At 64.4% G+C, this 24,116-nt stretch carries 24 protein-coding genes and 1 pseudogene; 3 read left to right on the top strand and 22 right to left on the bottom strand.

The features are described 5' to 3' along the window. Window positions 1–17: 17 nt before the first annotated feature. The 4 genes from ybaK to tatA all read right to left on the bottom strand — a co-directional run bounded on the left by ybaK (window position 18) and on the right by tatA (window position 2,741). Window positions 18–491, bottom strand: a complete 474-nt coding sequence (gene ybaK, locus N181_RS13620; RefSeq protein ID WP_037397334.1) for a Cys-tRNA(Pro) deacylase — start codon at window positions 489–491, stop codon at window positions 18–20. Window positions 492–496: 5 nt separating this feature from the next. Then, entirely contained in the window at window positions 497–847 is a 351-nt protein-coding gene (locus N181_RS13615; protein ID WP_037397337.1) for an ArsC family reductase, read from the bottom strand. 75 nt (window positions 848–922) lie between these two features. Further along, a complete protein-coding gene (locus N181_RS13610) occupies window positions 923–1,558 on the bottom strand; it encodes a YitT family protein (protein WP_037397340.1) in 636 nt (211 codons plus the stop codon). A gap of 13 nt (window positions 1,559–1,571) precedes the next feature. Then, complete coding sequence (tatA, locus tag N181_RS13605; protein ID WP_060563436.1) at window positions 1,572–2,741, bottom strand: tyrosine aminotransferase; 1,170 nt, start codon at window positions 2,739–2,741, stop codon at window positions 1,572–1,574. 211 nt (window positions 2,742–2,952) lie between these two features. Here tatA and N181_RS13600 point away from each other — a divergent pair, with 211 nt between their 5' ends. Further along, window positions 2,953–3,420 (top strand): Lrp/AsnC family transcriptional regulator, encoded by a 468-nt coding sequence (locus N181_RS13600; protein WP_037397343.1) that lies wholly within the window; start codon window positions 2,953–2,955, stop codon window positions 3,418–3,420. 176 nt (window positions 3,421–3,596) lie between these two features. Here the strand turns inward: N181_RS13600 and N181_RS13595 are convergent, their stop codons facing one another. The 4 genes from N181_RS13595 to N181_RS13580 all read right to left on the bottom strand — a co-directional run bounded on the left by N181_RS13595 (window position 3,597) and on the right by N181_RS13580 (window position 7,614). Beyond that, complete coding sequence (locus tag N181_RS13595; protein ID WP_037397346.1) at window positions 3,597–4,658, bottom strand: succinylglutamate desuccinylase/aspartoacylase family protein; 1,062 nt, start codon at window positions 4,656–4,658, stop codon at window positions 3,597–3,599. Between the two features lie 184 nt (window positions 4,659–4,842). Further along, window positions 4,843–6,405, bottom strand: coding sequence for a glutamine-hydrolyzing GMP synthase (guaA, locus tag N181_RS13590; RefSeq protein ID WP_037397349.1), 1,563 nt, complete (start codon window positions 6,403–6,405; stop codon window positions 4,843–4,845). Window positions 6,406–6,523: 118 nt separating this feature from the next. Beyond that, window positions 6,524–7,162 (bottom strand): 5'-methylthioadenosine/S-adenosylhomocysteine nucleosidase, encoded by a 639-nt coding sequence (locus tag N181_RS13585; protein ID WP_037397352.1) that lies wholly within the window; start codon window positions 7,160–7,162, stop codon window positions 6,524–6,526. After that, complete coding sequence (locus N181_RS13580; protein WP_012710119.1) at window positions 7,159–7,614, bottom strand: PaaI family thioesterase; 456 nt, start codon at window positions 7,612–7,614, stop codon at window positions 7,159–7,161. The genes N181_RS13585 and N181_RS13580 overlap by 4 nt, the downstream gene beginning before the upstream one ends. Before the next feature lie 154 nt (window positions 7,615–7,768). Between N181_RS13580 and N181_RS13575 the strand changes: the two genes are divergently transcribed. Further along, window positions 7,769–8,323 (top strand): GNAT family N-acetyltransferase, encoded by a 555-nt coding sequence (locus N181_RS13575; protein ID WP_037397354.1) that lies wholly within the window; start codon window positions 7,769–7,771, stop codon window positions 8,321–8,323. Here N181_RS13575 and N181_RS13570 read toward each other — a convergent pair. From N181_RS13570 to N181_RS13525, 10 genes and pseudogenes are all read right to left on the bottom strand, one after another. Next, the gene (locus N181_RS13570; RefSeq protein ID WP_037436463.1) at window positions 8,320–9,408 is read right to left on the bottom strand and encodes a DUF1513 domain-containing protein; all 1,089 of its coding nucleotides are present in this window, start codon (window positions 9,406–9,408) and stop codon (window positions 8,320–8,322) included. The genes N181_RS13575 and N181_RS13570 overlap by 4 nt on opposite strands. A gap of 217 nt (window positions 9,409–9,625) precedes the next feature. After that, window positions 9,626–10,614 (bottom strand): annotated as a pseudogene (locus N181_RS13565) (magnesium transporter CorA family protein). Window positions 10,615–10,830: 216 nt separating this feature from the next. Beyond that, window positions 10,831–11,955 (bottom strand): imelysin family protein, encoded by a 1,125-nt coding sequence (locus N181_RS13560; protein ID WP_037397360.1) that lies wholly within the window; start codon window positions 11,953–11,955, stop codon window positions 10,831–10,833. Continuing rightward, window positions 11,955–13,466, bottom strand: a complete 1,512-nt coding sequence (locus tag N181_RS13555; RefSeq protein WP_037397362.1) for a di-heme oxidoreductase family protein — start codon at window positions 13,464–13,466, stop codon at window positions 11,955–11,957. Before N181_RS13555 ends, N181_RS13560 begins: the two co-directional genes overlap by 1 nt. 278 nt (window positions 13,467–13,744) lie before the next feature. Continuing rightward, on the bottom strand, window positions 13,745–15,025 hold the full coding sequence (locus N181_RS13550; protein ID WP_037397364.1) for an imelysin family protein: 1,281 nt from the start codon (window positions 15,023–15,025) through the stop codon (window positions 13,745–13,747). 152 nt (window positions 15,026–15,177) lie between these two features. Beyond that, complete coding sequence (locus N181_RS13545) at window positions 15,178–16,467, bottom strand: RsmB/NOP family class I SAM-dependent RNA methyltransferase (RefSeq protein ID WP_060563432.1); 1,290 nt, start codon at window positions 16,465–16,467, stop codon at window positions 15,178–15,180. 130 nt (window positions 16,468–16,597) lie between these two features. Beyond that, window positions 16,598–16,972, bottom strand: coding sequence for a septal ring lytic transglycosylase RlpA family protein (locus N181_RS13540; protein ID WP_037397379.1), 375 nt, complete (start codon window positions 16,970–16,972; stop codon window positions 16,598–16,600). A 459-nt stretch (window positions 16,973–17,431) separates the two neighbouring features. Continuing rightward, window positions 17,432–18,307: an SDR family oxidoreductase gene (locus N181_RS13535; protein ID WP_037397382.1), complete on the bottom strand. Its 876-nt coding sequence runs from the start codon at window positions 18,305–18,307 to the stop codon at window positions 17,432–17,434. Then, complete coding sequence (gene queG / locus N181_RS13530) at window positions 18,295–19,467, bottom strand: tRNA epoxyqueuosine(34) reductase QueG (RefSeq protein WP_037397385.1); 1,173 nt, start codon at window positions 19,465–19,467, stop codon at window positions 18,295–18,297. The genes N181_RS13535 and queG overlap by 13 nt, the downstream gene beginning before the upstream one ends. A gap of 10 nt (window positions 19,468–19,477) precedes the next feature. Further along, the gene (locus N181_RS13525; protein WP_014330755.1) at window positions 19,478–20,170 is read right to left on the bottom strand and encodes a glutathione S-transferase family protein; all 693 of its coding nucleotides are present in this window, start codon (window positions 20,168–20,170) and stop codon (window positions 19,478–19,480) included. A gap of 257 nt (window positions 20,171–20,427) precedes the next feature. Here N181_RS13525 and N181_RS13520 point away from each other — a divergent pair, with 257 nt between their 5' ends. Further along, a complete protein-coding gene (locus N181_RS13520) occupies window positions 20,428–21,234 on the top strand; it encodes an undecaprenyl-diphosphate phosphatase (RefSeq protein WP_037397388.1) in 807 nt (268 codons plus the stop codon). 154 nt (window positions 21,235–21,388) lie between these two features. Here N181_RS13520 and N181_RS34030 read toward each other — a convergent pair whose 3' ends face one another. From N181_RS34030 to pyrF, 4 genes are all read right to left on the bottom strand, one after another. Continuing rightward, entirely contained in the window at window positions 21,389–21,550 is a 162-nt protein-coding gene (locus N181_RS34030; RefSeq protein WP_014330757.1) for a hypothetical protein, read from the bottom strand. A gap of 238 nt (window positions 21,551–21,788) precedes the next feature. Next, window positions 21,789–22,769, bottom strand: coding sequence for a complex I NDUFA9 subunit family protein (locus N181_RS13515; protein WP_037431314.1), 981 nt, complete (start codon window positions 22,767–22,769; stop codon window positions 21,789–21,791). A 133-nt stretch (window positions 22,770–22,902) separates the two neighbouring features. After that, window positions 22,903–23,190, bottom strand: coding sequence for a DUF1330 domain-containing protein (locus tag N181_RS13510; protein WP_037397407.1), 288 nt, complete (start codon window positions 23,188–23,190; stop codon window positions 22,903–22,905). A gap of 221 nt (window positions 23,191–23,411) precedes the next feature. Further along, the gene (pyrF, locus tag N181_RS13505; RefSeq protein WP_037397410.1) at window positions 23,412–24,116 is read right to left on the bottom strand and encodes an orotidine-5'-phosphate decarboxylase; all 705 of its coding nucleotides are present in this window, start codon (window positions 24,114–24,116) and stop codon (window positions 23,412–23,414) included.

Here is a 24,116-nt window from a genome sequence, read left to right as displayed (position 1 = left end):
CTTGCCGGCCTAAAGCGTCAGGCGATCAAGGACGCGCCGATCGCCTTGAGGACCGCCTGCGCGTCCTTCGGGTCAAGCCGCACCTGCAGGCCGCGCTGGCCACCATTGATGAAGACCAGCGCTTCGCCGAGTGCGGCTTCCTCGATTGCGGTCGGCACGAGCTTTTTCTGGCCGAACGGGCTGATGCCGCCGACGTGGTAGCCGGTCAGCCGCTCGGCATCGGCCGGCTTCATCATGCTCGCCGACTTGCCGCCGAAAGCGGCGGCGAGCTTCTTCATGCTGACTTCGCGATCCGACGGCACGATGCAGCAGACCGGCTTGCCGTCCACCGCCGCCATCAGCGTCTTCAAGACGCGCGACGGGTCCTCGCCGAGCGCTTCGGCCGCCTGCAATCCGACGCGTTCGGCGCCCGGATCGTAATCGTAGCTGTGCACCGTGAAGGCGACGCCGGCCTTGGCGAGCGTCTGTGTTGCCCTGGTGGTTTTGGACATCGCGCTTAAGCGCCGAATTCGGCTTCGTAGAGCTCGGGCTTGAAGCCGACCAGCAGCTTTCCCCCGGCTTCCAGCACCGGCCGCTTGATCATCGACGGCTGCTTGAGCATCAGCGCGATCGCCTTTTCGGTGGTCAGGTCCTGCTTCTCCGCGTCTGGCAAGTTGCGGAATGTCATGCCCTGGCGGTTGAGGACCGTCTCCCAGCCGAGCGCGGCGCACCAGCGCTCGAGGCGAGCGCGATCGATGCCCTCGGCCTTGTAGTCATGGAACCGGTAGGCCGCGCCGCGGCCATCGAGCCAGCCGCGCGCCTTCTTCATCGTGTCGCAGTTCTTGATGCCGTAGATGGTGACCGTCATTTCCCGAATCGTCTTCCGCCAAATCCGCGATCACACATAGCCGGACGCCGTCCCAGAGAAAAGTCCGGCAGTCGTTCAGGTCACGCCGACATAGCGGCCGGGCCTGTGGTTGATCGCCAGCGTCATGTTGACGACGACAGCACCGATGACCGACAGGAAGAGATTGGCCGGCGGCAGCACGAAGGCGGCGGCCGCGAGAATCGCAAGATCGACGCCGAGCTGAAAATAGCCGGCGCGGATCGCCCATCTCTCCTGGAGGTAGATCGCCAGGATATTGATGCCGCCGAGGCCGGTGCGGTGACGGAAGAGAATGAGCAAGCCCATCCCCATCAGTGCGCCGCCGATGATGGTGGCATAGAGCGGATCGAGCCGGGCGAAATCCACCCATTCTGCGGTCAGGCGGGAGAACAGTGCGACGAGGCTGACCGCCATGAAGGTGCGCAGCGCGAAGCGCCAGCCGAGGCGCTTCACCGCCAGGATGTAAAAGGGCAGGTTGACCAGCGAGAAGGCGAGCCAGAAGGCGGCGCCGGTCGCATGCTGCAGCAGCAAAGCGAGGCCGGCGGTGCTGCCGGTGATGAGCATGGCCTTGCCATAGATGACGACGCCGAGCGCCATGATCAGCGTGCCCGTGACGATCGCGAGCGCGTCCTCGTAGAGCCGGTGCCGCTCGGTCGCTGCGGCGCCAGCATCAGTCTTTTCGTCGACCTTCATATGGAGAATCCGTTCAGAGGCTGGTGAATTTCTGGACGATGTCGGCGACCTCCGCCGTCTTCAGCCCGGCAATGTTGATGCGGCCCGAGCCCGGCATGTAGAGGCCGTGTTCGGTCCTGAGCCGCATCACCTCCGTTTCGGTGAGCGGCAGCATTGAGAACATGCCCTCCTGGTCGGCGATGGCCCCGAGGCTCTGCCAACGGCTCCTGAGCCCGTCCGCGAGCGCCCGGCGAATGCCCGTCATGCGCAGCCGCATGCCTTCCAGTTCCTCGGCCCAATCGCGGGCAAGCTCCGGATCGGCGAGGATGGTGCGCACCACGGCCGCGCCATGGTCCGGCGGCATGGAATAGCTGGTGCGGGCAAGGCCGGCGAGGTTGGAGCGCACCGTGTCGGCGGACGAGGCCGATGGGGTGACGCCGAAGATCGCACCGGTGCGCTCGCGATAGAGGCCGAAGGATTTCGAGCAGGAAACCGCGACAAGCGCCTCCGGAACGACGGTCAAGAGGTGGCGGAGCCCGGCGACGTCCTGGTCGAGGCCGCGGCCGAAGCCCTGATAGGCGAGGTCGACGAGCGGCAGCAGGCCGCGCTCGGCGACCAGCGCCGCGATCTCCATCCATTGGGGCTCGGTCAGCACGCCGCCGGTCGGGTTGTGGCAACTCGCATGCAGCAGCACCGCATCGCCGGGGGCTGCACCTTCGAGAGCGCTGACGACATTGTCGAAGATCACCGACTGCGACGGAATGTCGAAGAAATCGTAGGTGCCGATCTCGAGCCCTGCCGCCTTGAAGATCGGCGCGTGGTTCGGCCAGCTCGGCAGGCCGAGCCAGATTTTCCGGCCGCCCATGCGGTAAATAAGGTCGGCCGCCAGTCGAAGCGCGCCGGAGCCGCCGGGCGTCTGGACGCCGGCCACATGGCTGCGCTCGACCGTGTCGCCGCCGACGAGGGCCCAGAGATGATCGAGGAACACCAGGTCTCCCTCGGGCCCGACATAGGCCTTGGTCTCCTGCGTTTCGAGAAGCCGCTTTTCCGCCTCTTTCACGGCGCGGAAGATCGGCGTGCGCCCCGTTTCGTCGCGATAGACACCGACGCCGAGATCCACCTTGCCGGAGCGTTCGTCCTTGCGGAAGAGGCCGATCAGGGCCAGCAGCGGATCGTCGGGTTGGCGGGCGAGGGCGTCGAACATGCTGGCAATCCCTTTGAAACGGAGAAATCGATCGATAGTCGTCTTGAGGCGGCTGAAAGGCAAGCCGCGTATGCGGCCCGTCCGTTTCTGTCTAGCGCAGGGTCAGCGCAAAAGCGACACTGTATTTGCGCATATTCAGCAGATCGACTATACGTTTTTGCTCAGTATTGCGCATAATGTTATCTGGATTGCTGAACGAGAGGGAGCCGCGATGGAGCAGCGAGCCGAACTGGATGCGACCGACCGGCGGATCATCAAACTGCTGATCGAAGATGCGTCGCGGAGCAACAACGAGCTGGCAGAGCAGGTGGGCCTGTCGCCGGCGCCGCTGTCCCGTCGGCTGGCGCGTCTTTATTCGACCGGCGTGATCCGTCAGACGGTCGTCGTCGATCCGAAGGCGCTCGGCATCGGCTTCCAGGCTTTCGTCGAGGTGACGCTGGAGCGTACCGCCAGCAAGGTTGGACAGCGCTTCATCGAGCTGGTGTCGCGCATGCCGGAAGTGGTCGAGTGCCACACGGTCGCCGGCGATTTCGACTTCCTGCTGAAGATCGCGGTGCGTGACGTTGCGGATTACAAGCGCCTGCTCTGGAGCGAGTTCGAGCAGATCGCCGAGATCAAGACGCTGCGCTCGACCATTCTGCTCGACAGCCCGAAGATACATGTTGGCGCTCTGCCTTAGGGGGCGGCTCAATGGCTCCTCATCCGCCTGTCGGCACCTTCTCCCTGCAAGCGAGGCGAAGGGGTATGCCGCGCCGCCTTGTCCCCTCTCCCCGCTGGCGGGGAGGCTAGGGTGAGGGGCAATCCAGCGCCAACTCCCCGACGAGACGACATAGGTTTTGCGCAGCCGACAGACAATCACGCCTCCAGCGTGCCCGGCTTGCGCGCTGCACGCGAGGTTTCCGCGCAGGCGATCTTCATCAGATCGGCGCGCCGGCGGGCGAAGCGGGTCGAGACGCGGGTGACGATCAGACCGTCCTGCGGCGACCGGATTTCGATCGCGCCGTCCGCCATGCCGGGCCGCGCAATGATCGTTGCCAACAGCTCACCTTCCTTCACGCTCTCGCCGACGTCTTTGTGGAACAGGATCGCGCCCGATTCCGGCGCGCGGATAATCTCGATATTGTCGAGCGGCGCGACAACGCCGCCGAAGGCCGGAAGGGGATGGCTTTCCGCTGAGACGACGCCGCGCCGAGCGAGGAAGCGGTAGAGGCCCTCGGCGTCCTTGCGGGCCATCTCCGGGTAAACGTCGCGGGTCCCGCGCAGCTCCACGGTCACTGAAAGCCGCCCCGGCAGGGAGGTCCTCCTCTCACCGGCGCTCTCGTGCTTCCAGGCATGGGCGACGGCCTCCTCGAAGGCGGAGCTTTCGCCGTCGGAGAGGAACACCGCCTGCATGTCGAGTGCGGCGGCGAGGTCCGAAGCCTCCGGCCAGAATGTTTCGTCGACATAGGCATATTGCAGCCCCTCGTCGTCGCAATGGAGATCGAGCACAAGCTCGGCGCCGAGCGCCATGGAGAGGAGATGCCGCTTCAGCCAGTCGACCGCCGAATGCCGATCGATGTTCTCGACGAGGCTTGGGCGCTCGCCAAGCGCAATCAGCGGAAAGTCGCGGTTGAAATTGGTGCGGGTGCCGAGATCGAAGCGGCCCTGCAGCTCGCCGAAATGCGACTGCGCCGCGCCGATCGGGTTCGCCTGGGGAACGACCGTGATGTCGCCGAGGATCCCGCCTTCGCTCTCGGCTTGCCGCAGCCTCTCCAGGAGGAAATGCAGCAGCGCCGTGCCCGGCAGTTCGTTGGCGTGCAGCGCCGCCTGGATATAGGTCCGCGGCGCCTCCGGCTTCGTTCCCTTGAACCGGAACACCGGCAGCCGCCATTCGACACCCGGCGTGTCGCCGGCGATGATGATCTCGGAAACGTCCACGTCTACCGTCCTGGTGGATGCGGTGGGTTTTTCTTGCGGACGGATAGTACGGCGACAGGCAAACGGCAAGCGGCCATCCGTCGACGTAAGGCTGGTCGCGTGGGTCACGCCCGTTTGGGCGCTCCGCAGGTCGCCGTCGCTCGCGAACACATCGCAATGACGATTGCTAAGAAGCCGCTTTGCCTCACTCCCACTCGATCGTGCCGGGCGGCTTCGAGGTGACGTCGTAGACGACGCGGTTGATGCCGCGCACCTCGTTGATGATGCGGGTTGCGGCGCGGCCGAGGAATTCCATGTCGTAGTGGTAGAAGTCGGCGGTCATGCCGTCGACCGAGGTGACCGCGCGCAGCGCGCAGACATATTCGTAGGTGCGCCCGTCGCCCATGACGCCGACCGTCTGCACCGGCAGAAGCACGGCGAAGGCCTGCCAGATGGCGTCGTAGAGGCCCGCCTTGCGGATCTCGTCGAGATAGATCGCATCCGCCTCGCGCAGGATTTCGAGCTTATCGCGGCTGATGCCGCCGGGGCAACGGATCGCCAGGCCGGGGCCGGGGAAGGGGTGGCGGCCGATGAAGCTGTCGGGCAGGCCGAGCTCGCGGCCGAGCACGCGCACCTCGTCCTTGAAGAGTTCGCGTAGCGGCTCGACAAGCTGCATGTTCATGCGCTCCGGCAGGCCGCCGACATTGTGGTGCGATTTGATCGTCACCGACGGGCCGCCGGTGAAGGAAACGCTTTCGATGACGTCCGGATAGAGCGTCCCCTGGGCGAGGAAATCGGCGCCGCCAAGCTTCTTGGCCTCTTCCTCGAAGACCTCGATGAACAGGCGCCCGATGATCTTGCGCTTGGTTTCCGGATCGCTGACGCCCTCCAGTTCGCCGATGAAGCGGTCGGAGGCGTCGACATGGAGGAGATGCAGGTTGTAGTGTTCCTGGAACATGGCGACGACGTTCGCCGCCTCGTTCTTGCGCATCAGCCCATGGTCGACGAGGATGCAGGTGAGCTGGTCGCCGACCGCCTCATGGATGAGCAGCGCGGCAACCGAAGAATCGACGCCGCCCGAAAGCGCGCAGATCACCTTCTTGTCGCCGACCTGCTCGCGGATCGCTTCGACCGCCTTGGCGCGGTAGGCCGACATCGTCCAGTCGCCGCTGATGCCGGCGATCTTGTGGACGAAGTTGGAGATGAGCTTGGCGCCGTCCGGCGTATGCACCACTTCCGGATGGAACTGCACGGCGTAATACTTGCGCTTCTCGTCGGCGATGAAGGCGAAGGGCGCGTTGGAAGAGGTCGCCACCACCTCGAAGCCTTCCGGCAGCGCGGTGACGCGATCGCCGTGCGACATCCACACCTGATGGCGGGAGCCGAGCGACCAGAGCCCGTCGAAGAGGGCACAGTCCTTCTCGACCTCAAGGAAGGCGCGGCCGAATTCGCGGTGGTGGCCGCTTTCGACCTTGCCGCCGAGCTGGGCGCACATCGTCTGCTGGCCGTAGCAGATCCCGAAGACCGGCAGGCCGCTTTCGAAGATTACCGAGGGGGCGCGCGGCGAGCCGATGTCGAGGGTCGAGGCCGGGCTGCCCGAAAGGATCACCGCCTTCGGCTTCAGGCGCGCGAAGCCTTCCTCGGCCGACTGGAACGGCACGATCTCGCAATAGACACCGGCTTCGCGCACGCGCCGGGCGATGAGCTGGGTCACCTGGCTGCCGAAATCGACGATCAGGACGGTGTCGGGATGGGCTGTCTGGGTCATGGCGGGCCTTCAAGCGAGCTAGGGTCAGGACCTAATCATGGCGAGCCTTTAATGAAAGCCCGCCGCCGGCGCAACGTTTACATTGCACCCGGACAATTTAGGATCTGCTGCAGGACGGTCAGAGCCGGATTTCGCCGCCTTCGAGCGCTTCTTCGAGCCGGTCGATCGCGGCTGCCAGCTTCTCGTCGATAATGTGCAGATATTCCGTCCAGTCGTCGACATGCTGCAGGTCCGCCTTGCCGTCGGAAATGCCGCGAAGCCCGATCAGCGGTAGGCCGAAGGCCTGGCAGGCGCGCAAGGCCGCATAGGTCTCCATCTCGACCATGTCGGCGTCGATATCGTCATAGGCCTTGCCGGAGACGATGTTGGCGCCGGTCGAAAGCCGCGCCTTCTTCACGCCCGGGACCCGAAGCGGCAGTTCGATAATGGCGGGCAGGTCGAGGAAGGGTGTTGCGCCCTTCTCGAAACCGAGCGGCGAGGCGTCCATGTCGCGATAGGCGACCGAGGTCGCCTGGTAGATTTCCGTCTGTTCGAGCCTTGCCGAGCCCGCCGAGCCGAGCGAGACGACCAGATCCGGCAGATTTCCAGCCGAATTGAGCTCGCAAAGCGCCTTGGTCAATGTTACGGCGGCCTCCACCGGGCCGACGCCGGTCATCAGCGGCGTGATCCGCTGCTTGAGGCAGGGGCCGTATTCCGGATCGACGGCCATCACGTAGAGGAGCGACTTGCCGGCCACGGGCTTCAGCTCGAAACTCATCCCTCGATCCCTTCGCGGCCGCGCACCACCATCATCGTTCCAGTCATCGAGGCGATGAGCTTTGCCGGGCCGTCGGATCTGACGGCATAGGCCTTGCCGTCTGAAACGATGATCGTCGTGCCGGGCTTCGTCACCTCGCCGCGGAAGAGGAACCGCTCGCCGCGGCCGGGCGACAAGAGGTTCACCTTGAACTCGATTGTCAGCAGCGATGCGTCGGGATCGATGAGCGAATAGCCCGCATAGGTCCCGGCGGCATCGAGGGCCGCCGAGATCACGCCGGCATGCAGGAGGCCGTGCTGCTGCGTCAGCTTGGGATCGAATGGCAGTTCGATCTCCACGGTGCCCTGCTCGACACGGGTGAGTTCCGCACCGATCGTGCGCATGGCGGCCTGACGGTCGAAGCTTTCCCGGATGCGGGCACGAAAATCGTGCGGTTCGCTGTCGTCCCTCAATGCCGAAACCCCTTGGCAGGCAGGCCCGAATGCCCGCGTCGCGCCGACAGTTGCATGCGTCGCGAACAAGGACAAGCCCAATCGTCAGTACGCCGCAGGCCGCGATTCGGGGCCCGGACTTTCGGGAGGCGGCCCGCATCCATATATCATCTCAATGAGAAACTTCAGACGCATCGAGATCCGCCCGGCCGTACCGGATGACGTGATGATGATCGCGTCGGTCCTCGTCAGCACCTGGCGCGCGACCTTCCGCGGGATTATTTCGGATGCCTATCTCGATGCGATGAAAGTCGAAGACCAGGCGATCGGCCATGCCCGGCGAATGCGCAGTCCGGGCGCCTTTCTTCTGGTCGCCGTCGACATGTCGGAAGAGCGGGTGATCGGCTTTGCGAACTACGGCCGGGCGAGGGCGATGCCGCCGGGCTTCGATCGGGAACTCTACGAACTGTATCTCTTGCCGGAGTTCCATGGCGCGGGCATCGGCGCGGCGCTGCTGCGCGCGGTCGCAGCCCATTGCCGGGAAATGCAGGCCTCGTCGCTCTTTGCCTGGGTGCTGGCGGGCAATCCGAACCGGGCCTTCTACGAGCGGCTCGGCGCGCGCGCCGTGGGGCAGGGGCGGGTCAGCGTCGGCCGCCAGAGCCTGGAGCAGATCGCCTATCGCTGGGATGACCTGGCGAAGCTCGCCGGCGCCGGAAATGTCGCAACCTAGTCTCTGTCGAGCCGGACGATGTGCTGGTCCCAGGCGACCGGGCTTCGATGTTTCATGAACAGGCCGTCATAGGAAGAGATTGCGAAGCCGGGCTTTGCGGCGGCAACGCCTGCCGCATCCGCGACCCGCTCCTCCTTGACCACCGCACCCGTTTTCGCATCCAGCGTGACGGCGACATTGCCCTTCGGCGATGTGAGCCCGACAAGGCCCTCGCGGCGGTTGATGGCGATCGCCCCGACATAATTGGCGAGTGCGGCCGTTGTACTTTCCGGCAGAGGAACGAATGTCAGCGTCTCTCCCCTGGAGAAATGCCCGACAAGCGGCGGCAGGTCGCCGCGCGCCCCCTCGTACTGGCAGGCGAACCAGATCCTGCCGTCGGCGCCGATGTCGACGTGCCGGGTGGAGAGCTGCTTGAGTTCCGCCGGCAGGCCGTGTTTTTCGATCAGTGCTCCGGTCGCCGTGTCGACAAGGGTGAGGCTCGGTTCCATGTGGTCGAGATTGAGCTTAGTGCGGCCGAAATCCGGATGGGTCTCGATGCCGCCATTGGCGATGGCGAGCGTCGTGCCGTCGGCGGTCAGCGTCATGTCGTGCGGGCCGATGCCATAGGTCGGGAATTCGCCGATGCGAGCAAAGCCGCAGGTTCCGTCATAGACGCCGATCATGCCGCGATTGGCGGAGTAATCGTTCTCGGTCGCGTAGAGCAGCCGCCCGTCGGCCGAAAAGCAGCCATGGCCGAAGAAGTGGCGGCTTTCGGCGGCGGTGATCACGACCGGCTCGGCAGTCCCGTCGGTCGCCAGGATCATCGCATAGGTTCCCGGCCGGCGCGCAAAGGCGACGGCTCGGCGGGTCACCGGCGAGAAGGCCATGCCGTGCGCCCGCGCCGGGAGAGCCGTGCGCTCGACGATCTCTCCCTCTTCCGTCAGCGTCGCGATGCCATAGCTGCCGTCCGGCGCCATGAAGGCCGAGGCGAAGACGGCGTCGGTCCTCTCGAGTGCGAAGGCGCCGCGCGAGCCAAGCGTCGCCATCCAGGCGGCCCCGGCCATTTTGACGAAGCTGCGTCGATCTAGGAGCGTTCTGGTGTTCATCCGATTTCTCGCGGTGGGGATGCGTGGAGTCCGAACCTTCGGCAAGACCCCTCCCCAACCCCTCCCCACAAGGGGGAGGGGCTTGCCCCCCGCGGCAGCCCGAGTGCCATCTGCGCCATCCCAGCCTGCGGAACCGTTGAGGTTGAGCGGGTCGAGCGCGGCATCGTAAGTCCCTCCCCCTTGTGGGGAGGGGTTGGGGAGGGGTCTTGGCCACATCCTACAGCCAACCGCGACGCTTGAAATAGAGATACGGCAACAGCGCGGAAATCGCCATTGCCGCCAGCGCATAGGGATAGCCGAGCCGCCAGTGCAGTTCCGGGATGATCTCGAAGTTCATGCCGTAGATCGAGGCGACCAGCGTCGGCGGCAGGAACACGACCGCCGCAACCGAGAAGATCTTGATGATCTGGTTCTGCTCGAGATTGATCAGGCCGAGCGTCGCGTCGAGCAGGAAGTTGATCTTGTTCGACAGGAACAGCGCGTGGTCGCCGAGCGAGGCGGCGTCGCGCTGGATCAGCTTGACCCGCTGCCGGCTCTCCTTGGCGGCTTTCCGCGCCGCGCTTCCTTCGAGGGCGACGTGGTAGGCGACGAGCCTGCCGATGCTGACCAGGCTTTCGCGGATGGTCGTCAGAAGGTCGCCCTTCTGGCCGATCTGTTCGATCAGCGACTGCAGGTCGCGCGTCTTCTTGGTGGCGCTGGCATGCGACTTGCGGAACACCTCGCGCGAGATCCCGTCGACCTCGTTGCCGGCCCGCTCCAGCGCGTCGGCAATCCGGTCGATCATCGCTTCGAGCAGACCCAGCATGACCAGTTCGCCCGTTTCCAGACGGCGCCGTTCGGTTTCTGGATGCGGGTTGCATAGAGCTGGAACGGCTTCGGGTCGGCGTGGCGCACCGTGATGAGCGTCGCCCCCTTGAGGACGAAGGTCACCGGCACCTTGACCGGATAGTCGCTGTCGAGCTTGGCGGTCGCGGTCATGGTCATGAACTCCGCGCCGTCCTCCTGGTAGAGGCGGTCTGAAAGCTCGATTTCCTGCATCTCGTCGCGGGTCGGGATAGCGATGCCGAGGTGGTCCTCGACGAACCGGGTCTCATCGGCGGAAGGGTTGAAAAGGTCGAACCAGGTCACCGGCTCCTGGATGGCAAGACCGGCGGCACGATCGACGAGCACGAGATGGCCGTCCTGGCTTTTGTAGATGCGCAGCATTTTGGGCTCCATATGCGAGGTCATTCCGACCGCCTGGAGCCCTGATCAATCAGGTCCGAACGGCCGCAATGAAGGCTCGACTTCGACTGTCGGGGTTCATCTTGGGTTGATCCTTCGTGGGTGAAGCATGCCCGCGAAGCGGACATGGGATGCGCTTTGCGCCGAAATCCGCGGCTTGTCAACCTGAGGCTTCTGCCGGCTTGTCACGTTCGCGTGTCAATCGCCGTCGGCGAAGGAAAACCCGGCGCCGAGCCCGATCGCGCCGCCGAAGTCACGGTTCAGCCGGTCCAGGAGGTCGGCGGTGTTGAGAGTGATGAAGTCGAGCCGGGAGCGTTGCTTGTCATCGGCGAGCGCCGCATCGATCGGTCCCTCAACACGGTCGGCCGCACTGATCAGCGCCTTGAAGAGAAAATTCACCGAGCCGGCGATCGAGCGGCTGTCGGCGGGAAGCAGGTTCTCCATGCCCGCGATGTTGAAGAGCGTCTGCAGGCCGCGGAGGTTCGCGGCAATGGACGCCATCGTATTGCCGGACCGCCAGTAGATGGCGAGCTTCGGGCGGCCTTTGTCGGGCTTGCCATCGATCGCCCCATCATAGAAGGGGCGCAGCCGCTGGTCCTTGATCATCTCGACGCTGTGGACGAGAACACCGAGCAGTTCCGTCGCCGCTTCCTTGTTGTCGCGGAAGAGCGGATTGCCGGGCCCTGGCGCCTTCCAGGCGGACTGGATGCCGTCGGGATTCTCCCAGGCGGCCAGAAGCTCGCCGGCAATCGCCGCCAGGTTCTGGGAGATCGCCATTCCGTAGCGGCAGCGAAAGCCGCCATCCTTGCTGGCGAGAGTCTCCGCTCTGGTGCCGTAAAGAACATATTCGAGCGCGCCCAGGCCCTGTACGGCGACGCTTTTCGCCTTGAGGCTCTCAGCTTGCGTTGCGCGCTCGTCGCGCTTGGAAAGGATCGCCTGCACCTGCTTGAGCCCGGTGCTCTTGCGGTCGGGATAGAAAAGGAAGCGTTCGAACCGATTCTGTTCGAGCGCCGGTCCAAGGCGGACGATTTCGATGGTCGACCATGTGCGCACCACCTCCGAGAAGGTCGAGCGCGTCGCCTCGAGTGTCGCGGCGGACGGTGTCTCGCAGAGCGCGGTGCTGGCTTCGACGAGATCGGCCGTTGCCCGCGACAGGTCGCGGTAACCGGGAACGATGAAACGATCCACCGCCTTCGCCATCACGCCCGGCAGGGCGGCCTCGTCGAGGACCCGCGGCGAAAGGGCAGTGCCCTCCTGAGCGGCGGCGGGCGCGACGGCTGCAAGAAGCAGCAAGCCGAGGGTCAAGGGAAGACTCAGGCGCATCAGAGCGACTCCAGAAAGGAAAGCAGGGCGTTTCGATCGTCCGTCGACATGGCGGCGAAGGCATTGCGGGCTTCCTCCGCTTCGCCGCCGTGCCAAAGGATGGCCTCGGTGGCATTGCGGGCCCGCCCGTCGTGGAGCAGGAATGTGTGACCGCTGACCGTTTTGGTCAGGCCGATCCCCCAGAGCGGCGGCGTGCGCCATTCGCGTCCGCTGGCGACACCGACTTGCTGGCCGTCCGCCAGTCCCTCGCCCATATCGTGCAGCAGGAAATCGGAATGGGGCCAGATCAGCTGGAACGCCAGTTCCTTGTGCGGCGCGTCCCGCCGGGTGACATATTTCGGCGTATGACAGGCCGGGCAGCCCGCTTCGTAGAAAAGCTGCTTGCCTTTCAGCGTTTCTGGGAAGCCCGCCTTGCGGCGGGCCGGCACCGCCAGGTTGGCGGAATAGAAGGTGACGAGGCCGAGCACCGGGTCGGGCGCCTCGACCGGCCCGAGCCGTGCCTGCACGCCGGTCGGGAGCTTGAGACAGGCGTCCTGCGCCTCGGTGCAATCGCCGTGGGTGCGGCCGAGGGCCGGGGTGGAAATGCCGATATCGGTGGCGAAGGCGTCGGCGGACTGCTGTCGAATGGTCGGGTTCTGGGCCTTCCAGCCGAAACGGCCGAGCGCGGTCGCGTTCCTGTCTCGGTCGCGGACGAGCGCCGCCTGTCCGCTGATGCCGTCGCCGTCCCGGTCGTCCGGATCGGCCCGCGCCAGGAGGTCGGCCTCATGGATCATCTCAATGAGGCCGAGCCCGATCATTGGCGGAGCGACGCGCGGCGACAGAGTGGTCGCCGGGTCCAGCGGGCCATAGCCTAGATCGGCAACGGCGTATTCGGGCTTGCGCAGCGAGGCCGTCCCGCCTTCGGAAAGCGGCACTGCTTCTTCCGTATAGGTAACCTTGAGGCGGCCCTCGGCGCCAAGCCCCGGCACGGCACTGTCCTGCAACTGCGCGCCATAGACGGGATCCGGGAAGTTGAGCACCTGGTGGACGTCGATCATGCGGCGTTCGGCTTCGTCGCGCGGTGCGCGGGCGAGGCGGTAGACCGTCGATGTCGCAACGCCTGCCTCGGGCGGACGGCCGCGGCCGTCGCGCAGGTGGCAGCTCTCGCAGGCCCGGGCATTATAGAGCGGGCCGAGCCCGTCGGACGCCTGGGTCGAAGAGGGGGCGGAGACCCAGAGCTTCTCGAACAGCGCCTTACCGAGCTTGAAGTTCTGCTCGTCCTCGAAGGGCAGATTGGCGGAGAATTGCTGGAAGACCTTCCGGTCGATCGGCGCGATCGTCGTCGTCGCGCCGCCGGACATCGCCTCGAACTGTTCGGCTTTGGAGAAGTCGGTGGTGGGCTGCGTGACGGCCTCGACGCGCCGGAAGTCCTGTTCGGAAAGATCGTTGCGTTGAGGGAGGCACCCCCCTCTGCCCTGCCGGGCATCTCCCCCACAAGGAGGGAGATCGGCATGCGGGGAAGTCTGGCTCAACAAATTATGCTGAGCGCGTACGGTTGAGTTCGACGAGGCTGGTGTTTGCGAGCTGACTGCGCAGGACTTTGCCTCCGTCCGCTCTCCCCCCTTGTGGGGGAGATGCCCGGCAGGGCAGAGGGGGGTATCAGCCCCGGCGCCGAGACCAGTATCGCCAATCGCCGCTGCCGTAGCGGCGAGGCCAATGAGCGCGGCGAGCGGCAGCGCGAGGAAGCGGGCGGTCGGGACTTTCATGGGGCGAGGGCCGGGCCGTGTCGGGAGCGGCCCGCCTTTTCGGCTTATTGGAAAACCGCGTTAGGATTATCCAGGCTGTCGGAACCTTCAAGCTCGATCGTGCCGAGGTCGAGCGCCGCAATGACGCGCTCGACGGTCTTGGCTTGGGCAATCAGCCCGTCGATGGCGGCCTGAACGGTGGCGTTGCCTTCCTTGTTGCCTTCGGCGATCATCTGGTCATAGGCCTCGCCAGCTTCGGCGCGCTTGGCCATCGCCTGCATCTTCTCGACGGTGGTCGCGAGATTGGTCGCCATCTCCTTGTCGAGCGCGGCGTCCTTGGCGGCGACGAGTTCGGAAAGCGAGGGGCCAGTGAGCTTGGTGCCGTCGACCCGCGTATATTCGCCGGTATAGGCCGACTGGATGCCGATCGCGTCATGCAGATGCGAGTTGTGGGTGTTGTCCGAGAAGCAATCGTGCTCCTCCTCCGGATCGTGCAGCAGCAGGCCGAGCTTCATGCGCTCGCCGGCGAGTTCCCCATACGAGAGCGAGCCCATGCCGGTGAGGATTGCGGCGAGACCGGCCTTGGGGTCCGCGTCCACCGCCTTGGCTGCGGCACCTTCCGGCGCCCAGTTGGCGACCATTTCCTTGAGATCGGCGACGAGCAGGTCGGTCGCCGCCTTCAGGTAGGCGGCGCGGCGGTCGCAATTGCCGTTCGTGCAGGCCTTGGTGTCGAAATCGGTATAGGCGCGCTTGCCGGCGCCTGGGCCGGTGCCGTTCAGATCCTGGCCCCACAGCAGGAACTCGATGGCGTGATAACCGGTGGCGACATTCGCCTCGATGCCGCCGGCTTCCTGCAGCGTGCCGGCGAGGAATTCCGGCGTGATGTTCGTCGCATCGACGTCCTTGCCGTCGATCTTGATCGCCTTGCTGGCGATGACGTTGGCGGTGAAGAGCGCGTTCTCGTCGCTCTCCGTGCCGTAGCTCGGATCGACATAGTCGATCAGGCCTTCGTCGAGCGGCCAGGCGTTCACCTTGCCTTCCCATTCGTCGACGATCGCATTGCCGAAGCGGTAGACCTCGGTCTCCTGGTAGGGGTTGCGGGCCTTGAGCCAGGCGTCGCGCGCCGCCTTCAGCGTCTCTTCGCCGGGGTTTGCGATCAGCGCATCGACGGCCTTGTCGAGCGCCTCGGCGGTTACCAGCGCGTCCTCATATTTGGCGTGCGCCACGGCGGCATAGTGTTTGACGACCGCAGCGGCGTCCGTCGCGGCGCTGGCCGGCTGCAGGGCAAGCACGGACGTGGCCGTCATGAGTGCCAGCGCGGCGGCGCGGATGAAATTCTTGGTCATGACCCTCTCCTTACGCTTTTCTCGAGCCGGCCGAGCAACGGCTCGAGGCCGGGTAAAGCGCCATTGTCATGAACCAAAAGCAAACTGGTGTCAAAGTGTATAGTTTAGAACATTTTCAAATTGCGACCTTCCCTTGCGGAGCGGCCAGCCTGCTAAACTTTCCTGCCCATCAGGCAGAAGAAGAACCCATCGGTTCCGGTCGAGGCGGGCGTCAGGGTGACGGTCTTCATGTCGGCCGACCAGGGCTGCTGCTTGCCGGTGCCGAACAGCGTCGCCCATGTGTCGGCGGCCGAGAGGATCTCGAACTCCGGATTGTCCTCGCAGAACCCGTAGACCTGTGCCTCGTTTTCTTCCGGCAGCACCGAGCAGGTTACGTAGATCAGATGCCCGCCGGGACGGACGAACTGGGCGGCGCCGGCAAGCGCCTCCTCCTGCTGCGCCAGGCGCTCCTCGAGGTTCTTCTGGGTGAGACGCCACTTCGTGTCCGGCCGGCGCCGCCACGTTCCGGTTCCGGTGCAAGGGGCATCGACGAGCACCCGGTCGCAGCGGCCGGCGAGCGATGCGAGCGAATCCGCCGAGTCGTGCACCTGCACATTGCGGGTGCCCGCCCGTTTCAGCCGCTCGATGATCGGCGCGAGCCGCTTGCGGTCGGTGTCATAGGCATGCACCTGGCCCTTGTTGTTCATGGCGGCGGACATGGCGAGCGTCTTGCCGCCGCCGCCGGCGCAATAGTCGAGCACCTGCTCGCCCTCGCGCGGGAAGACCAGGTCGGCGACGATCTGCGAGCCTTCGTCCTGCACTTCGAACCAGCCCTTCTGGAAGGAGATTTCGGCGGTGACGTTCGGCAGGCGCGAGGCGCCTTCGCCGGCGGGGATGCGCACGCCGTGGCGGGCGATCGCCGCCGGTTCGGCGCCGCTGCGCTCTAATGCCTTCAAGACCTTGTCGCGGCTGGCCTTTAGCGTGTTGACGCGAAGGTCGAGGGTCGGCCGTCCGGCGAGCGCCCTGGCTTCGTCGAGCCAATCGTCGGAGAAGTTTTCCTCGAAGGAGGCCTGCGTCCATTCGGGAATGTCGCCTTGCACATTGAGCGGCGCGTCGTCGATGCGCCGCTCGCCGAACGCCTTCATCATCTCCGCCGAAGGCGCCTGCGGGGCAAATTTGTCGTCGGCGAGTTGGGCCGCGAGCTTGTCGACGCTGAAGCCCCATTGGCGGTACATGACCGCGTGGCCAAGGGCGGCGGCGCCGTCGCTGTCCATCAGATAGGCATGGGAAAGCTTCATCCGGAGGGCATCGTAGACGATGTTGCCGATGGCGGCGCGGTCGCCCGATCCGGCGAAGCGATGCGAGAGGCCCCAGTCCTTGAGCGCGTCGGCGACCGGGCGCTTGCGCTTCTCGATATCGTCAAGAACGTCAATGGCTCCCGAGAGCCGTCCGCCCAATCGCATCTTCGATCAACTCCTTTTTCGCCGTGGTAGCGGCGATGGCCTCGAAGAGCAAGTGAGCGGCCGCATTATCCGCCAGAGCAACCACCCCGGAGAATCATCCGTCCCGCCGAGTCGGTGGACGGATGGATGATCAGGAATTGACGACCTGATAGCAGATGCTGGCGGTGCCCGAGCGGATCATGCCGATCTGCGAAGCGGCCGCCTTGGAAAGATCGATCACCCGGCCGCGAATGAAGGGGCCGCGGTCGTTGATCCGGACGACGACGGACTTGCCGTTTCGCTTGTTGGTGACCTGAACCTTGGTGCCGAATTTCAGGCTGCGGTGCGCGGCCGTCAGGCGCGCGGCGTTCATGCGCTCGCCGGAGGCGGTTTTCGAGGTCAGGGCATACCAGGAGGCGCCACCGCAACCCGTCCCTTTTGCCTGGCTGTCGGATGCCGAGACCAAACCCATCCCGACGGTGAATAGCGCTGCGGCGGCAGCAGTCTTGATTTTCGCGGGTTTCAAGCGACGATCCCTTCGGATTGAATGTTCGACTAGTTCCCTTTGCAGTTCGAGCTAATTAGGGCGAAAAGTGGCAAAAGCGTGCTTCAACCTTTAACCTTTGATTAGGATTTATTAAAAAGCGTCCTTAATTTAAAATTGAATGCCGTTTGAATTGTTTTAAAATTCCCAAAGATATTCTTTAAAATCAGCGTTTAAACGCTCTTTGCGCGCTTTGGTTCCACGCAGCTGCCAGGCCGACGTAAAAAATCATTTAAATTTTCGCGTCGCGTGAATTTCCACGAACTTCCATCATTAGAATTCTGAACTAGCGCTTAGGTTGTAGGAAATGGCGAAGTATAGGGTGAAATGTGGCAGTATGAGGCGGACAGGATGAATCGTCCGAATATATTACTTTCGGATGATCTCACGACATGCTTTCGGTGGTGGAAGATATTCTGATTGAGTATTGTCGAGGTTAAACTATTCGCCGCGCCAGATGCCGCTCGTCCATAGCTGTGCAAGCGAAACGCGATAATTCGGAAAGGCGAAATCGAAGCCGGCCTGGCGCAGTCGCTGATTGGAGACGCGCTTATTCTCGCCGTAGAAGGAGCGCGCCATCGGCGACATTTCGGCGGTTTCGAACGGCACCTCTGGTGGCGGCGTGACGCCCATCAGCCGCGCGGCTTCTGCCACGACATCCTGCGGCGGGGCGGGCTCGTCGTCGGTGACATTGAAGATCCCGCCTGCGCTGCCACCGGCCAGGAAGGCAGCGGCCGCGCCGATATCCTCGACGCGGATGCGATTGAAGACCTGGTTCGCCTTCACGACGCGGCGCGCCGTGCCTTCCGTGAGATTGCGAAAGGCATTGCGGCCCGGCCCGTAGATGCCGGCCAGCCGAAGCACGGCAACGGGAATGCCCTGCCTCGCGCCATGATCCAGCCAGGCGTTTTCCGCCTCGACCCGTTCGACGGATCGCTGGGAGACCGGCTTGAGCGGTGTCTCCTCCGATACCCAGCCGCCGCCATGATCGCCGTAGACGCCGACGGTGGAGAGATAACCGACCCAGCGAAGGTTCGGCAGAAGCCCATCAAGTGGCGGTGTGGTGGCGCGAAACATCGGGTCGCCGTCGCGACCGGGGGCGATCGACTGGACGAGGTGAGTCGTCTTGCGCATCGCCTCGGCGAGCTCCGGGGAAATTTCGTTGCCGTCGAACAGCAGAGGCTCGATGCCTGCGGCCTTGAGCGTCGCCAGCTTCTCCGGCGAACGAGTGGTTCCCGTCACCGATTGCCCCGTAGACGCAAACGCCTTCGCGATGGCGGTGCCGGAATAGCCGGCGCCAAGTATCAGGACATGCATCGGCTCACTCCTGCCATTTCCCATTCCGAAAGCACCTCATCGTCGGTTTCCTGCCCGCATTCCGCGGCGAACGCGGCCAGGTCGCCCGCCGGCATCAGGCGCGACAGCGCCCAGACGGCCATCCCTCTGACGGTTGGCGAGCCATCGCGCGCCAATGCCTTGCAGGCGGGTATCAGGTCCTTCTGACCGGAATTGCCAGCGGCGATCAAGACATTTCTGACGAAACGGTCGCGTCCGATGCGTTTCACCGGAGAGCCGGAGAACAGGCTGCGGAAAGCGACTTCGTCAAGCGTCAGCAGGGCGGCGAGCTCCGGCTCCTGGAGGTCGTCCCGCGCTTTAAGCTTCATCTCCGAGGCCGAGCGCGCAAACTTGTTCCAGGGGCAGACGGCCAGACAGTCGTCGCAGCCATAGATGCGGTTGCCGATCAGCGGCCGCAATTCGGGGTCGATCGGCCCCTTGTGCTCGATCGTCAGATAGGAGATGCAGCGCCGCGCATCGATGCGATAGGGCACCGGGAAGGCGCCGGTCGGACAGGCGTCGAGGCAGGCCCGGCAGGAGCCGCAATGGTCGCGCTCGGGCGCGTCGAGGTCGAGGTCGGCGGTCGTGAACAGGCTGCCGAGAAACAGCCAGGAGCCGAATTCGCGGCTGACGAGATTGGTGTGCTTGCCCTGCCAGCCGATGCCGGCCTTTTCAGCGAGCGGCTTTTCCATGACCGGGGCGGTGTCGACGAAGACTTTCACATCCTCGCCGGCGCGCGCCGCAAAGCGCGTGGCGATCTCCTTCAGCCGCCCCTTGACGACGTCGTGATAATCGCGGTTCTGAGCGTAGACCGAGATCGCGCCCCGGTCCCGCCTGGCGAGGATCGCGAGCGGATCGCTGTCGGGACCGTAATTCATCCCGAAGAGCACGATCGAGCGGACGTCGCTCCACAGCACCCGCGGATCGGCGCGCCGCTCCGCCGTCTCGGCAAGCCATTCCATCGTCCCGTGACAGCCGGCGGCAAGGAACTGCCGGAGCCTGTCCGGTGCCTCGGGAATCGCGTCCGGCCGGGTGATCCGACAGAGGTCGAAGCCCTTCGCCGCGGCTTCTTCCTTCAGGAAGGCGGTGAGTGTCCGTCGTTTCCTGCCCTGGTTCTCCGCCTTTATAGCGTCGCCGGGCATTGTCGTGTCCTTAGAAATCGAGATCCGCATAATGGGAGACGGGGGTTACACCGCGCACCCGTTCGGCGAGCAGCGGGCGGAAGGACGGCCGGGATTTGAGCCGCTGGTACCATTCCTTGGCGGTCGGCGCATCGGACCAGTCAATTTCGCCAAGATAATCGAGGACGGAGGTCGCCGCGGCCGCCGCGAGGTCGGCGTAGGAGATCCGGTCGCCGGCAAGCCACGGGCGTGAGCCGGCGAGCCAGGAGAGATACTTCATGTGCTGGCGGATATTGCTGCGCGACGTCCTGAGGACCTTCGAATCCGGCGCGCCGCCGCCCTGGTCGGGCGTCATCTGCAGCTTGAAGATGCGCTCGCGCACCAGCGGCCGCGTCACGTCGGCTTCCATCTTCTGCAGGAACCATTCGGTGAGGCGGCGGATTTCGGCCCGCTGGAACGGATCCTCTGCCAAAAGCCGGCGATCGCGTTTCATGATGCCGCTGGTCTCGTCGAGATATTCCGAGATGATCGTCGCGCCGCAAAGCGCCCGCATGCTGTCATCGACATAGACCGGCAGGGTGCCGGCCGGGTTGAGCGCCAGGAAGTCGCGCCGGTTCTCCCAGGGCTGTTCTTCGCTCAATTCCGTCTGATAGCCATATTCTGAGAGAATAAGGCGTACGAACCGCGAGGCAGAGGACATAGGGTGATGATACAGTGTCGGCATCGGTGATCAGATTGCGGCTGTTTTCGGGGATCTACAGCGCCGTGCGTCTTTCAGACGCACAAAGGACGCTGCAGCACTTTGAATCGCTGCATGTTTTGATCCTTAAATCGGCTCGATTTAAGGAAACATGCAGTAGGCGTCGCGGCATATGCAACTGGCCACGGCTTGCTCCAACGAGCTATAGGTAGTTGCGGTGGCAAACACAAGAGAATCGACCTCCTCCTCCCAAATCCAAGAATATCAGGAAACTTTCATATATGGCCGATCAATCGATCATCAGCGCGCTCGTGCTCGGACTTATCGAAGGGCTGACGGAGTTCATCCCCGTCTCGTCGACGGCGCATGTGCTGCTTGCCGGGCACTTCCTCGGCTTCAAGTCGCCGGGAAACACATTTGCCGTGCTCATCCAGCTCGGTGCCATCCTGGCCATCCTGCTCGTCTATTTCCAGAAGCTGCTGTCGATCGCGCTGGCGCTTCCGACGAGCGTCAAGGCGCGGCGCTTCGTGTCGTCGGTGCTGCTCGCCTTCCTGCCGGCGGCGCTGATCGGCGCGGCGGCGCATGACTTCATCAAGTCGGTGCTGTTCGAGACGCCGATGCTGATCTGCGTCGTGCTGATCGTCGGCGGCGTCATTCTCTACGCAATCGACCGCCTGCCGCTTCAGCCGCGCTATACCGACGTCTTCGACTACCCGCCCTCCTTGGCGCTGAAGATCGGCCTCTTCCAGTGCCTTGCGATGATCCCGGGGACGTCGCGCTCCGGCGCGACGATCGCCGGCGCCCTGCTGATGGGAACCGACAAGCGTTCGGCGGCCGAGTTCTCCTTCTTCCTTGCCATGCCGACCATGGTCGGCGCCTTCACCCTCGATCTCTACAAGAACCGTGACGCGCTCTCCTTCGACGACGTCGGCGTCATCGCCATCGGCTTCATCGCCGCCTTCGTTGCGGGGATCTTCGTCGTGCGCTCGCTGCTCGATTTCGTCTCGCATCGCGGCTTCACGCCCTTCGCCATCTGGCGCATCATCGTCGGTACGGCCGGGCTAGTCGGCCTGTGGCTGCTGGGATAAATGTCCACGAAAGCAGGATCGTGACAGCTCAGGATCTCGCTACAAAAAAAGCCGCATACGTTTCTTGCGAAACGCATGCGGCCCCTGGCCCCCGCCAAAAACTGATTTCCGCCCCGATGCCGATCTTCTCAGGCGTTAAGGGCAGTTGACCGGCTTACCAGCCGGAAGCCCCGATCGCCGCTGTCGTGCAAGGGTCGACGCCATAGGCAGGCGCGCAGCCCTTGCTGCTGCTCGCCACGGTGCCCGGTGCGATGAATGAGCCAGCCAGAATGATCAGTGCCGCAGACGCAAAAAAGATTGCGATCGACTTGCCCATGAGACGTTATGCCTTTCGACTATGATGTTGTCACCGCCAGCGCTCGCCGCGCAGTGGGTGCGAGCGGTGTTTATTCGCCGGGCGTGTCATGATCAATATCAGGACATGCTGAATCTGCGGTAAACACCATTCCCGTTTTCGACTGCGGCAGAACTGCAACGCTGTTGCATCATGGCCACAAGCGAAGGCCGCCGGTGGGCCGGCAACTGGAGTCGAACCGTCTCGGGTTGCAGGGCAATCAGGCCGCGCCGCCGCCGCGCGTATACTGTCCTTGCGGGCGAAAACGTACCAGATAGGTCGGCAGGATCGAATCGAGCAATGTCGGCTCGATGCCGATGCCGGCGAGCGTCCGGCCCTCCGCTTCGGCCGCCGCGGAAACGACATTGTCGGATTTCAGCAACACCACCTGGTCGGCGGTAATCGGCGGCGCGATGAAGGGAACGAGCGATGCGACGCTGCCGAGAAGCGATGCGATGCCGAAGGGGATCGACACGAAGGAACGCTTGCGATCGATCGTCTTGAGCGTGATCTCGAGACATTCGCGAAACGACAGGACCTGCGCGCCGCCGAGTTCATAGATCGTCCCGCCCTTGAGCTTGCCGTCGACCGTGCGGGCGACGGCTTCGGCGACATCCGTCACATAGACCGGCTGGAACTTCGTCTGGCCGCCGCCGATCAGCGGCAGCGCAGGCGCAAAGCGCGCCATGCTGGCGAACTTGTTGAAGAAGTCGTCCTCCGGCCCGAAGATGATCGACGGACGCAGGATGACCGCCTCGGGAACCGTTTCGAGGATGGCGATCTCGGCGCGGCCCTTGGTGCGGGCATAGCTCGATGCCGATTGCGTATCGGCGCCGATCGCCGAGATATGCGTCAGGGTCGCGCCGGCCGCACGAGCGGCTTCCGCGACCGCGCGGGCTCCGAAGTCCTGGACCGCGTCAAAGGTGTTGCGGCCGCTCTCGAAGAGCACGCCGACGCAGTTGATCACGTGGTCGGCGCCCTCGACGGCGCGGTCGACGGACTTGCGATAGCGCAGATTGGCTTGAACAAAGGAAATCTGCCCCATGCTGCCGAGTGGCTGGAGATGACCAGCCAAATCGGGCCGGCGCACCGCGACGCGAATGCGATAGCCCCGCTTTGCAAGCGCGCGCACCACATGACGGCCGACAAATCCGGATCCGCCGAAAATCGTCACCAGCGGCGGAAGGTTGGACAAGGTCATGGGAAGCGCACTCCTGAAGTCGTTGGCAAGGATTGCTTGCTACATAGCCGAAGCGGCGGGCAAGGTGAAGGCCATTCCGCGCATGCGCGCGTGCCGCGCATCGGCGCCCTTGCCGGTCCCGATAGCGGCGTCCTCAGACGCCCTCCACCACGACCATCTCGGCGTCGGCCACCTCCTGGCGGATCGCCGCGGCGATCTGATATTCCGGGGAATTGTAGCAGTCGACCGCCGCCTGCAGCGAGGGGAATTCGATCACCACATTGCGGGCGCGGACGGCGCCTTCCAGCCGTTGGAACGCTCCGCCGCGGGCAAGGAAGTTTGCACCATACTTCTCGAAAGCGGGCTTTGCGGCCGCCACATAGTCCTTGTAGCGTTCGGGGTCTCTGATATCGACCCGAGCAATCCAGTATCCCTTGGCCATTGCGAGTTCCTCGTCTTTTCCGAAAAATACAGACGGGATCGTTACTTCCGGCAATTCTTGGTCGCGGTCAAGCGCGTGGGCTCACGAGAAGTCGAAAAGCCACTCCACGGTTTTCTGAGTAAGTTAACGAAATGGTTTCCCAGACCGAAGCATGTTCTACGGCGACCCTTGTGCGCCCGCTAAGAAGCGCGGCGCGGCAGGCCGGCTGCGGCCCTGGCGGATCAGGCTGAGAGGACGCCCTCCATCTCCGCCAGGATGGCGCGGCTGGCACTAAGCGGATCGGCCGCCTTGACGATCGGCCGGGCGACGACGAGGTGGCTCGATCCGGCACGGATCGCCTCGGCCGGCGTCATCACCCGTTTCTGGTCGCCTTTCTCCGCACCGGTGGCGCGAATGCCGGGCGTCACCACCGCCATCTCCGCGCCGATGATGCGGCGCACGGCGGTGGCTTCCTCGGCCGAGCAGACGATGCCGCCCATGCCGGCCGCGCGCGCCTGTTCGGCCCTGCGCAGCACCAGAGTATGCGGATCGGAGCCGTAGCCGGCATCGATGACGTCCTGCGCGTCCATCGAGGTCAGCACCGTGACGCCGAGCAGGCAGAGATCGGAGCCCTTCGCCGCGTCGACGGCCGCCTTCATCGCCTTCGGATAGGCGTGCAGCGTCAGCATCGACATGCCCATCCTGACGATGTTCTCGACGCCCTTCGCCACCGTATTGTCGATGTCGAGCAGCTTCATGTCGAGGAAGACCTTCTTGCCGCTCGCCGCCAGATCGCGGGCGAATTCCAGACCGCCGGCGAAGGCGAGCTGATAGCCGATCTTGTAGAAGGCGACATCGTCGCCAAGCGTCGAGACGATCCTTTCCGCCTCGGCGATCGTCGGAAGGTCGAGGCCGACGATCAGCCGGTCGCGCGCGCTTGTGCTCAT

The sequence above is a fragment of the Sinorhizobium fredii USDA 205 genome (assembly GCF_001461695.1).
GTDB lineage: Bacteria > Pseudomonadota > Alphaproteobacteria > Rhizobiales > Rhizobiaceae > Sinorhizobium > Sinorhizobium fredii.
This window is presented reverse-complemented; position numbering and strand designations above follow the sequence as displayed.

Coding starts and splice junctions, on each gene's coding strand:
- ybaK (WP_037397334.1), bottom strand. CDS start 491: ATGTCCAAAACCACCAGGGCAACACAGACGCTCGCCAAGGCCGGCGTC.
- N181_RS13615 (WP_037397337.1), bottom strand. CDS start 847: ATGACGGTCACCATCTACGGCATCAAGAACTGCGACACGATGAAGAAG.
- N181_RS13610 (WP_037397340.1), bottom strand. CDS start 1,558: ATGAAGGTCGACGAAAAGACTGATGCTGGCGCCGCAGCGACCGAGCGG.
- tatA (WP_060563436.1), bottom strand. CDS start 2,741: ATGTTCGACGCCCTCGCCCGCCAACCCGACGATCCGCTGCTGGCCCTG.
- N181_RS13600 (WP_037397343.1), top strand. CDS start 2,953: ATGGAGCAGCGAGCCGAACTGGATGCGACCGACCGGCGGATCATCAAA.
- guaA (WP_037397349.1), bottom strand. CDS start 6,405: ATGACCCAGACAGCCCATCCCGACACCGTCCTGATCGTCGATTTCGGC.
- N181_RS13585 (WP_037397352.1), bottom strand. CDS start 7,162: ATGAGTTTCGAGCTGAAGCCCGTGGCCGGCAAGTCGCTCCTCTACGTG.
- N181_RS13575 (WP_037397354.1), top strand. CDS start 7,769: ATGAGAAACTTCAGACGCATCGAGATCCGCCCGGCCGTACCGGATGAC.
- N181_RS13570 (WP_037436463.1), bottom strand. CDS start 9,408: ATGAACACCAGAACGCTCCTAGATCGACGCAGCTTCGTCAAAATGGCC.
- N181_RS13560 (WP_037397360.1), bottom strand. CDS start 11,955: ATGCGCCTGAGTCTTCCCTTGACCCTCGGCTTGCTGCTTCTTGCAGCC.
- N181_RS13550 (WP_037397364.1), bottom strand. CDS start 15,025: ATGACCAAGAATTTCATCCGCGCCGCCGCGCTGGCACTCATGACGGCC.
- N181_RS13545 (WP_060563432.1), bottom strand. CDS start 16,467: ATGCGATTGGGCGGACGGCTCTCGGGAGCCATTGACGTTCTTGACGAT.
- N181_RS13535 (WP_037397382.1), bottom strand. CDS start 18,307: ATGCATGTCCTGATACTTGGCGCCGGCTATTCCGGCACCGCCATCGCG.
- queG (WP_037397385.1), bottom strand. CDS start 19,467: ATGCCCGGCGACGCTATAAAGGCGGAGAACCAGGGCAGGAAACGACGG.
- N181_RS13525 (WP_014330755.1), bottom strand. CDS start 20,170: ATGCCGACACTGTATCATCACCCTATGTCCTCTGCCTCGCGGTTCGTA.
- N181_RS13520 (WP_037397388.1), top strand. CDS start 20,428: ATGGCCGATCAATCGATCATCAGCGCGCTCGTGCTCGGACTTATCGAA.
- N181_RS34030 (WP_014330757.1), bottom strand. CDS start 21,550: ATGGGCAAGTCGATCGCAATCTTTTTTGCGTCTGCGGCACTGATCATT.
- N181_RS13515 (WP_037431314.1), bottom strand. CDS start 22,769: ATGACCTTGTCCAACCTTCCGCCGCTGGTGACGATTTTCGGCGGATCC.
- N181_RS13510 (WP_037397407.1), bottom strand. CDS start 23,190: ATGGCCAAGGGATACTGGATTGCTCGGGTCGATATCAGAGACCCCGAA.
- pyrF (WP_037397410.1), bottom strand. CDS start 24,116: ATGAGCACAAGCGCGCGCGACCGGCTGATCGTCGGCCTCGACCTTCCG.